This window comes from Kineococcus indalonis, assembly GCF_009906395.1.
GTDB classification, from domain to species: domain Bacteria; phylum Actinomycetota; class Actinomycetes; order Actinomycetales; family Kineococcaceae; genus Kineococcus; species Kineococcus indalonis.
In genome coordinates this window covers 1-8,352 of sequence record NZ_JAAALM010000139.1, presented here as the reverse complement: position 1 = coordinate 8,352, position 8,352 = coordinate 1, and the positions used below count along the sequence as shown (strand labels likewise).

Sequence of the window (8,352 nt, the reverse complement as noted above, 5' to 3'; positions counted from 1 at the left end):
CCCTCACGCACGTCAAGAACGTACAAGACGGCCGGGCCCGGCCGTCTTGTACGTTCTTGACGTGCGTGAGGGGGCCGGGGGCGGCGGGGCCGGCGCGGTGCGCGGGCCGGCGCGCGAGCAGGTGCGCAGCTGGCGGCCCGCGGTGCCCGGGATCGCGGAGGTGCTGCACGCCCGCTTCACCCGGCACGCCTACCCGATGCACGTGCACGCCACCTGGACGGTGCTGCTCGTCGACGAGGGCGCCGTGCGCTACGACCTGGACCGCCGCCACCGCGGCGCGCTGGGCTCGGCGGTCACGCTGCTGCCCCCGCACGTGCCGCACGACGGGCGCGCGGCGACGGGCGCGGGGTTCCGCAAGCGGGTGCTGTACCTGGAGCCGGGGGCGCTGCCGGAGCGGCTGGCGGGCGCGGCCGTCGACGAGCCCGCGCTGCCCGACCCGGCCCTGCACCGCGCGGTCGCCGCGCTGCACGCGGCGCTGGCGCTGCCCGGGGAGGAGCTGGAGGCGGCCGGGCGGGCGGCGCTGCTGGTGGCGGAGCTGCACCGGCAGCTGGCCGGGCGCGCGCCGCTGCCGGTGCGCCGGGACGCGCCGCTGGCCGGGCGGCTGCGCGAGCTGCTCGACGCGCACGTCGTGCAGGGGCTGGCGCTGCGGCGCGCCGCCGAGGAGCTGGGCGCCGCCCCCGCGCACCTGGTGCGCTGCTTCGGCCGCGAGTTCGGGATGCCGCCGCACGCGTACCTGACGGCGCGGCGGGTGGACCTGGCGCGCGAGCTGCTGCTGGCGGGCCGGCGCCCGGCGGAGGCGGCGGTGCTGGCCGGCTTCCACGACCAGTCCCACCTGACGCGGCACTTCCGCCGGGTGCTGGGCGTGACCCCGGGGCGGTTCACCGCCTGAGCCGCCCCCGCGGGCCGGCGCCGGTGGGCGCTGGTGGGCACGTGCGGGCTCGTCAGGGACCTGCCGGGCGGGGCGAGCACGCCGCCGGTCGCGGGTGCGGCAGCGTGCGCGCGAGCCGTCGAGCACGGCGGTCCCGCAGGGCGGGCCGTCGGGAACCGGAGGAACCGTGAGCGCCACTGCGTCCGTCCCGTCCCGCCCGGGCGTCCTGCTGGACCCCGCCGCGACCTCGCGCACCCGCACCGCCCTGCTGGTGGCGGGCGGGGTGGCGCTGACCGCCGTGCTGGCGCAGGTGTCCGTGCCGGTGCCCGGCACGCCCGTGCCCGTCAGCGGCCAGACCCTCGCCGTCGTGCTGACCGCCGCCTGCCTGGGGCCGGTGCGCGGCGCGGCCGTGCAGGTGGCGTACCTGCTGAGCGCGCTGGCCGGGCTGCCCGTCTACGCCGACGGCGAGGGCGGACCCGCGGCGGTGTTCGGCCCCACCGGCGGCTACGTGGTGGGGTTCGTGCCCGCCGCCGTCCTCATCAGCCTGGCCGCCCGGCGCGGGGTGGACCGCGGCGTCGGGCGCGCGCTGCTGCTGTTCGCCGCCGGGCAGGGCGTCGTCTTCGCGGTGGGGGTGCCGTGGCTGGCGCTGAGCGCCGGGCTCTCGGCGTCCGGGGCGCTGCGCGCGGGATTCGTGCCGTTCGTCCCCGGCGGTCTGCTGAAGGCCGCGCTGGGGGCGGTGCTGGTGGCCGGGGCGTGGCGCCTGCTGGGCCGCCGGGCGGGCGCCGTCGGCGGTGCCCGCCCGGCGAGGTGAGGCTCCCGCGCGAGGATGGCGCCGTGAGCGCGAGCAGCGGGCCGGGGTCCCTCACCGACGTGCCCGGGGTGCGGGTGGGGCAGGTGACGCGCCGCGGCGGCGGCTGGCTGACCGGGGTGACGGTGGTGCTGCCCCCGCCGGGCGCGGTCGCGGGCGTGGACGTGCGCGGCGGCGGCCCGGGCACCCACGAGACGGACGCGCTGGACCCGCGCACCCTGGTGCCCACGGCGGACGCGGTGGTCCTCACCGGCGGCAGCGCCTACGGCCTGGTCACCGCCCACGGGGTGCAGCGCTGGTGCGCCGAGCACGAGCGCGGGTTCCGCGTGGGGCCGCGCCCGGGCGAGGTGGTGCCGATCGTGCCCGCGGCGGCGGTGTTCGACCTGGGCCGCGGCGGGGTGTTCACGCACCACCCCACCGAGGCGATGGGGTACGAGGCGGCGGTCGCGGCCGCCTCCCCCGCCGGCACGTCCGTGCAGCGCGGCGTGGTGGGCGCGGGCACCGGCGCGGTGGTGGGCCGGCGCTTCAAGGGCGGGGTGGGCACCGCCTCGGTGCGGGTGGGCGGCGCGGTCGTGGGCGCGCTCGCCGTCGTCAACGCGTTCGGGCTGCCGCTGGCACCGGGCGCCTCGCGCGGGGGGGCGGTGCCCGGCGAGCCGCTGGGCGGCGCGGGCGGAGACGCGGACACAGGCGCGGGCGCCGGCCCGGCGCTCAACACCACCCTCGTGTGCGTGGCCACGGACGCGGCGCTGGACCCCGCCGAGGCCTCCCGCACCGCGACCGCCGCGCACGACGGGCTGGCGCGGGCGCTGGACCCGGTGCACACCCTCTCCGACGGCGACACCGTCTTCACGCTCGCCACCGGCGCGGTGGCGCTGCCGGCGGCGCGGGCCGAGCGCGTGGTGGAGCTCGTGCGGTTGCAGGCCGCCGCGGCGGAGGCGGTGCGCCTGGCCGTGCTCGACGGGATCGCCTCGGCGGAACCCGTGGAGGTGGCCGGGACGCTCCTGCCGCGCTGGGAACCTTGACGCGCCACCGGGGACGGAGGATGGTCGAGGGCCACGCGCTGGGGGTGAGCCCGTGGAACCGTTCCTCCAACTGGACCCGGCCACGCTGTCGGTCTGGTACAACCCGCTGCCCGAACCGCAGGCCGCCGACGGCGTCTTCGGTGACGTCGCCGGCCTGGCCCTGCGCGGCCACCACGCCGACGCGGCCGGTGCGGTCCGGGATCTCGAGGGAACCCCTTACCACGCGCGCGCCGCTCACGTCCTGAGCGCGGTGTGGCACGAGCAGCGCCACTTCGTGGACCTGCTCCTGACCTGCTACGGGCAGGCGACACTGCGCCAGTACTGGTCGGTGGCGGTGAACCTCGGCTCCACCCTGCGGGCAGCTCGCGCCGCCGGGACGCTGGTCCTGCCGGTCACCGCCTACTCCGACCCGCTGCGCAGCACCCTCCTCGGGGCCAGGGACCCCGACCTGAGGCAGGTCGGCGCGGACGCGCGGAACAGGCGGCGGGCGGCGGGGGCGGACGAGGCGTCCACCACGCCACCGGGTCAGCCGCCGATCTCCGTGGGCGGGCGGGCGCAACTGGAAGCGCTGGGTTACCTGCACCAGATGGCGGCGTTGCAGACGTTCGGGATGGAGACGGCCGAGCGGGTCCAGGGCGACCTGCCCGACCTGGACCGCGTGCGCAGGGAGTACCAGTGGGCGTTGTTCCTCGGCCTCGCCCTGGGGTTCCACCCTGCCGACGCGGTGTCGGAGCAGCAGGCCACGGTGCTCGTCCCCCCCGTCGCGGCGGTGCTCTACGCGAGCTTGATGGTGCGCCGCTACGGGCAGGACCAGACGGCCGACGGGAGCAGCTACCTCGCCGTACGACGTCTCGACGCCCTCGTGGCGCACTTCCGCACCACCAGCGACCTGCACGACGCCACGACGTCGGAGGAGGCGTGGGCGACGGTGGACGGTGCGTGCCGCACCCTCTTCGGCAGGAGCGCCACCGAGGAACTGCTGGCGGACCTCGAGCACCAGGAGAGGTTCTGCTCCACCGCCCGGGACCACCTCGGCGCGGAGAGCCCCGTGGCGGCGCAGTCGGAGGTCGGCCTCGACGCGCGCCGCCGGCTGGTCGCGATGTTCCTGGAGGACCCCGCCCTGCTCCTGGCCCCCGACAGGTTCTTCGAGCTGACGGGAGCCGTGGCACCGGTCCCCGTGTTCACGTGCCCGAGCGGGTTCACCGGGGTCGAGGAGGGGTGGACGTCCTTGTGGGACCGCGGCAGCGGCAACGTGCTCCCGGACTGGTGCTGGGCGAAGGCTCCCCTGGCCGAGGTCGGTTCGCACGGTCGCGTCGACGTCATCGGCGACCCCGCGGAGTGGGCCTTGATGACGACCACGGTCATGCCCGTCGTGAAGCTGCTCCTGAGCGGCCGGGCGCAGCAGGCGGTCCTGGCTCCGGAGGTCCGGCACGCCGAGGACGTGCTCCTGCAGCAGGGGGTCCGGTTGCGGTTCGACCCCTTGTTCACCCAGCCGCGCCGGCCGCAGAGCGCGCAGACGTACTGGTACTTCAGCGACCGGGAGGAAGCGGTGTGCGACAAGTGCTCGTCGGTGATCCCGAGGGGTGGGGGCAAGTACGTCAACGGATCCACCTTCAGGAGCAACGAGGCCATCCGGACCTGGGTGCGCGAGGGGTACGGCGGAGGGCCGGTGGCGGCGTACCAGTTCGACAGGGACTGGAGCTCCTGGCTCGTGTGCGACCCCTGCGCTCGGGAGGTCTCGAGGGTCGTGGACGACGGTGGTCCGGAACTGGAGCGGCGAGCATGAGCCGGGCCGTCTACGTCGTCGGGCCCGCGGCGCTGGTCGAGCCGTTGTCCGGCCGGGGGGAGCGCCTCGCCGGTGTCGAGCTGACGGTGGTGGAGGACCTGAGCGGCCTGTCGGGCGGGCTGGACGCACCCTTCAACGAGAAGTCGGCGGCGGTCCTCATGGCCGTCACCGCCCTGCTGGGGACCGCGACGGCGGCGATCGGCCTCGCGGACACCCTGGTGGAGAGCACCAGGAGCAGCACGCAGGACCAGGAGCTCGTCATCGTGGACGTGGCGACGGGTCGCCGGATCGGGACGGTGCACGGCGGGAGCCGACCGGAGGACGTCACCGCCGTCCTGAACGGCGCCACAGCCCTGCCCTGAGGCGGGGCCGCGGCCGTTCAAGGCGCGGACCCGGCCCGCCGCCGCACCCACGCCAGCAGCGCCTCGCCCTGCACGCGCTGGAACTCCCGCACCGTCGGCAGCCCCGGCGGCGCGGGCCGGCGGGCGCCGTCCAGGAAGAAGGCGGCGAAACCGGCCAGCGCGGCGGTGAGGTCGTCCGGGTCGGCGTCGCGGGTCGTCGGCGCCCGCGCCAGGAGGGCGTCGGCGTCGTGCCCGCCGTGCCGCTCGACCTCCACGAGCAGCAGCAGGGCGTCCAGCCACGCCGGTCCGCGGCAGGCGTGCGGCCAGTCCACGAGCACCGCACCGCGCGCGGTGAGCAGGACGTTGTCGGCGCGCAGGTCCAGGTGCACGAGGGTGTCGCCGCGCAGCGCGGCCGCCCCGCGGCGGGCCAGGGCCCGCAGCTCCTCCATCCCGTCAAGGGGCACGCCGTCGGCGGCGAGGCGCTCGAAGCCGGCGAAGTCGTCGCGCAGCTCGTCGGCGGCCGCGGGCAGCTCGGGCACCGGGCAGGGCGTGGCGCCCCGGGCGAGCGCGTCCAGGGCGCGCAGGACGGCGTCGACGTCGGCGCGGCGCCAGGGCAGCGGCGGCTGGTGCCCGTCGACCTCCTCCAGCACCAGCGCGACCCACGCGCCGTCGTCGTGGACCCCCAGCAGCCGCGGCGCGGGCAGCGACGGGGGCAGCGCCGCGCTGACGCGCCCCTCGCGGCGGTGCAGGGCGGCGCTGTGCGGGTTCTGCGCGGCGCTGGCGACCTTGACGAACGCGCGGCGCCCGGTGGCGGTGAGCACCCGGTCCGCGGAGCCGGGGGAGAAGCCGCCCGCCTGGGAGTCGGCGCGCACGACGGGCGCGCCGAGGACGTCCTGCACGCCGGCGCGCACGTGCGGCGGCAGGTCCTCCCACCGCAGCCTGCTGCCCCCTGACCCCTGCACCGTCCCAGGCTGGCAGGGGTGCGGGAGCGGTTCCACGGGTTTGCCGGACGGGTCGCGGCGAGCGGCGGACGCGCGCGATGGACCCCTCCTAGGCTGGCGGCCGTGCCGTCCGCGCCGCCGGCGCCGCTGCTCGCCGCGAAGCTGTCACCGCCGCCGGTGCCCGCGGCGGTGCTGGCGCGCCCGCACCTGCTGGCGCGGCTGGACGCGGCGGTGGGTGCCCCGGTGACGGTCGTGGTGGCCGGGGCGGGGTGGGGCAAGTCGACGCTGCTGAGCGGGTGGGCGCGCGGCACCACGGCGGTGCGGGCGGTGGCGTGGTTGTCGCTGGACCGCCGCGACGACGACCCGGCGCGGTTCTGGACGTACGTGGCGCGCGCCCTGGGACCCGTGGTCCCGCGGGCGGCCGAGCGCGCGGCGGCGGCCCTGGGCGTGCCGGGGGTGGACCCGCTGGAGGTGGCGGTGCCCGAGCTGCTGGACGGGCTGGCCCGCACCGCCCCGCGCACCGCCCTCGTCCTGGACGACGTGCACGCGGTCACCGAGCGGCGCGTGCTGGAGGGCCTGGAGCTGTTCGCGGAGAACCTGCCGCCCGGCGCGGCGCTCGTGCTGGCCTCGCGCGGGGAGCCGGCGCTGCCCCTGCCGCGGCTGCGCGCGCGGCGGCTGCTGAGCGAGGTGGGCCCGCGTCAGCTGCGCTTCGGCGACGCGGAGGCCCGCGACCTCCTCCGCGTCCTGGGGGTGCCCGCCACCGCGGAGGACGCCGGGGACGCCGGGGACGCCCGCGCGGTGCGGGACCTGCTCGCCGCGGTGGAGGGGTGGCCGGCGGGCCTGGTGCTGGGCGCGGCGGCGCTGCGGGAGGGCCGGCGCGTGCCGCGGGGTTCGTGGCCCGGGCAGGAGCGGGCGGTGGAGTTCCTGATCGCGGAGGTCCTCGCCGGGCAGGACGCGCAGCGCCGCGACCTCCTGCTGCGCGCGGCGGTGCTGGGCACCGTGTGCGGGGCGCTGTGCGACGAGGTGCTGCGGCGCAGCGGGTCCGGGGCCGCGCTGAGCGCCCTGGAGCGCGAGGGGGTGTTCCTGTCAGCGCTCGGTGCGGGCGGTGCCGGCGGTGCGGGCGGTGCTGGCGGTGCTGGCGGTGACGGCCCCTGGTTCCGGTTCCACCGGGTGTTCCGCGCGGCGCTGGTGCGCGAGCTGGGCGACGCCGCCGAGGCCGACCGGTTGCGCGCTCGCGCGGCCGGGTGGTTCCTGGGGCGCGGCCTGGTCGAGGAGGCGGTGCGGGTGCTGCTGGAGGCCGGCGCGCACGACGCGGCCGCGCGGGTGCTCGTCGAGCGCGCCGGGGACTTCCTGCGCAGCGGGGACGTGGGCACCCACCTGCGCCTGGGCGAGCGGGTCGACGAGGCGGTGCTGGCCCGCACGCCCGCCCTGGCGCTGTCGCTGGCGTGGGCGGCGGGGCGCGCGGGGCAGCGCGAGCGCGTGCCCCGGCTGCTGGACCTGGCCGAGGCCGCGCCGGCGGGTACCTCCCCCGGGTCCCGCTTCCCCGGGTTCCGCTCGGCCGCGGGGGCGGCGGCGGCGCTGCGGTCGGTGTACGGCACCGACGGGCGCGACGCGGACCCGGTGCTGCGCGAGGCGCGGCGCGCGGTCGCGGAGGAGACCGACGAGCACCTGCCGGGGTGGGTGGTGGCGCACGTGGCCCTCGGCGGGGCGCTGCTGGCGCACGGGCACGACGCCCGCGAGGCGCTGCGCCGCGCGTGGGACGCCCCCGCCGCCGCGCTGCTGCCGGCGGTGTCGCAGCTGGAGACGGCGGGGGTGCTGGCCTGGGCGCTGGCCCAGCACCTGACCGGGCCGGACGGAACGGACGCGGCGCACGGGCCGGACGCGGCGGGGCGCGCGGAGCTGACCCGCCTGCTGCGCGCCACGGCGGCCGGGGCCGCCGAGCTGGAGGAGGCGCTGGGGCGGGCGGCCTCGACCGCGGTGTCCCTGCGGCACGGGGCGGCCGGGCTGCTGGCCCTGGCCGAGGGGCGCCCGGCGGCCGCGCTGACCGCGCTGCGCCGGGCCGCGGACCTGGTGACGGTGCAGGTGCACCCCGCCCTGGCGGCGCTGGTGCTGACGGCGGCGGCGGAGGCGGAGGTCGCGCACGGCGAGGTGCGGCTGGCGCGCGCGGACGCCGAGCAGGCGCGCGCCGCGCTCGCGGAGGCACCGGCGCCCGCCGCGCCGGCCCGGCTGGAGGCGGTGGAGCGCGTGTGCGCGCGCACCGCGGCGGCGCGGGCGCGCCCGGTGCTCGGCGAGGTGCTCACCGACCGGGAGCTGACGCTGCTGCGGGCGCTGCGCGGACCGCTGAGCCAGCGCGAGATCGGCCGCGAGCTGCACCTGTCGGTGAACACGGTGAAGGGGTACGCCAAGAGCCTGTACCGCAAGCTCGACGTCGTCTCGCGCGCCGAGGCCGTCGCGGTGGGCCGCGACCTGGGCCTGTGCTGACCCCCGCGCCGGCGACCACCCGGGGTGCTCTCGCACCGGGGTGGTGCGCGAGCACCCCGCCGGCGCGGACGGTGCGCACCGTGACCGACACCGCAGCCCCTCCCC

The 8,352-nt window shown here is 78.6% G+C and carries 7 protein-coding genes; 6 read left to right on the top strand and 1 reads right to left on the bottom strand.

The window, feature by feature from the left end; translation table 11 throughout:
• The first annotated feature begins 61 nt into the window (after nt 1-61).
• The 5 genes from GTR00_RS09095 (at nt 62) to GTR00_RS09075 (ending at nt 4,846) form a co-directional block, all read left to right on the top strand.
• On the top strand, nt 62-889 hold the full coding sequence (locus tag GTR00_RS09095) for a helix-turn-helix transcriptional regulator (RefSeq protein WP_323132348.1): 828 nt from the start codon (nt 62-64) through the stop codon (nt 887-889).
• A 166-nt stretch (nt 890-1,055) separates the two neighbouring features.
• The gene (locus GTR00_RS09090) at nt 1,056-1,679 is read left to right on the top strand and encodes a biotin transporter BioY (protein ID WP_166611307.1); all 624 of its coding nucleotides are present in this window, start codon (nt 1,056-1,058) and stop codon (nt 1,677-1,679) included.
• Between the two features lie 23 nt (nt 1,680-1,702).
• Nucleotides 1,703-2,698 (top strand): P1 family peptidase, encoded by a 996-nt coding sequence (locus GTR00_RS09085; RefSeq protein ID WP_166611306.1) that lies wholly within the window; start codon nt 1,703-1,705, stop codon nt 2,696-2,698.
• Between the two features lie 52 nt (nt 2,699-2,750).
• Nucleotides 2,751-4,484, top strand: coding sequence for a hypothetical protein (locus GTR00_RS09080; protein ID WP_166611305.1), 1,734 nt, complete (start codon nt 2,751-2,753; stop codon nt 4,482-4,484).
• On the top strand, nt 4,481-4,846 hold the full coding sequence (locus GTR00_RS09075) for a hypothetical protein (protein ID WP_166611304.1): 366 nt from the start codon (nt 4,481-4,483) through the stop codon (nt 4,844-4,846). Before GTR00_RS09080 ends, GTR00_RS09075 begins: the two co-directional genes overlap by 4 nt.
• A 17-nt stretch (nt 4,847-4,863) precedes the next feature.
• Here the strand turns inward: GTR00_RS09075 and GTR00_RS09070 are convergent, their stop codons facing one another.
• Entirely contained in the window at nt 4,864-5,787 is a 924-nt protein-coding gene (locus tag GTR00_RS09070) for a protein kinase family protein (protein WP_166611303.1), read from the bottom strand.
• 102 nt (nt 5,788-5,889) lie between these two features.
• Between GTR00_RS09070 and GTR00_RS25705 the strand changes: the two genes are divergently transcribed.
• Nucleotides 5,890-8,247: a helix-turn-helix transcriptional regulator gene (locus GTR00_RS25705; protein WP_166611302.1), complete on the top strand. Its 2,358-nt coding sequence runs from the start codon at nt 5,890-5,892 to the stop codon at nt 8,245-8,247.
• The last annotated feature ends 105 nt before the right edge of the window (nt 8,248-8,352 follow it).

Excerpts from the sequence above, each read along its gene's own strand:
- GTR00_RS09075 (WP_166611304.1), top strand. The coding sequence starts at position 4,481 with ATGAGCCGGGCCGTCTACGTCGTCGGGCCCGCGGCGCTGGTCGAGCCG.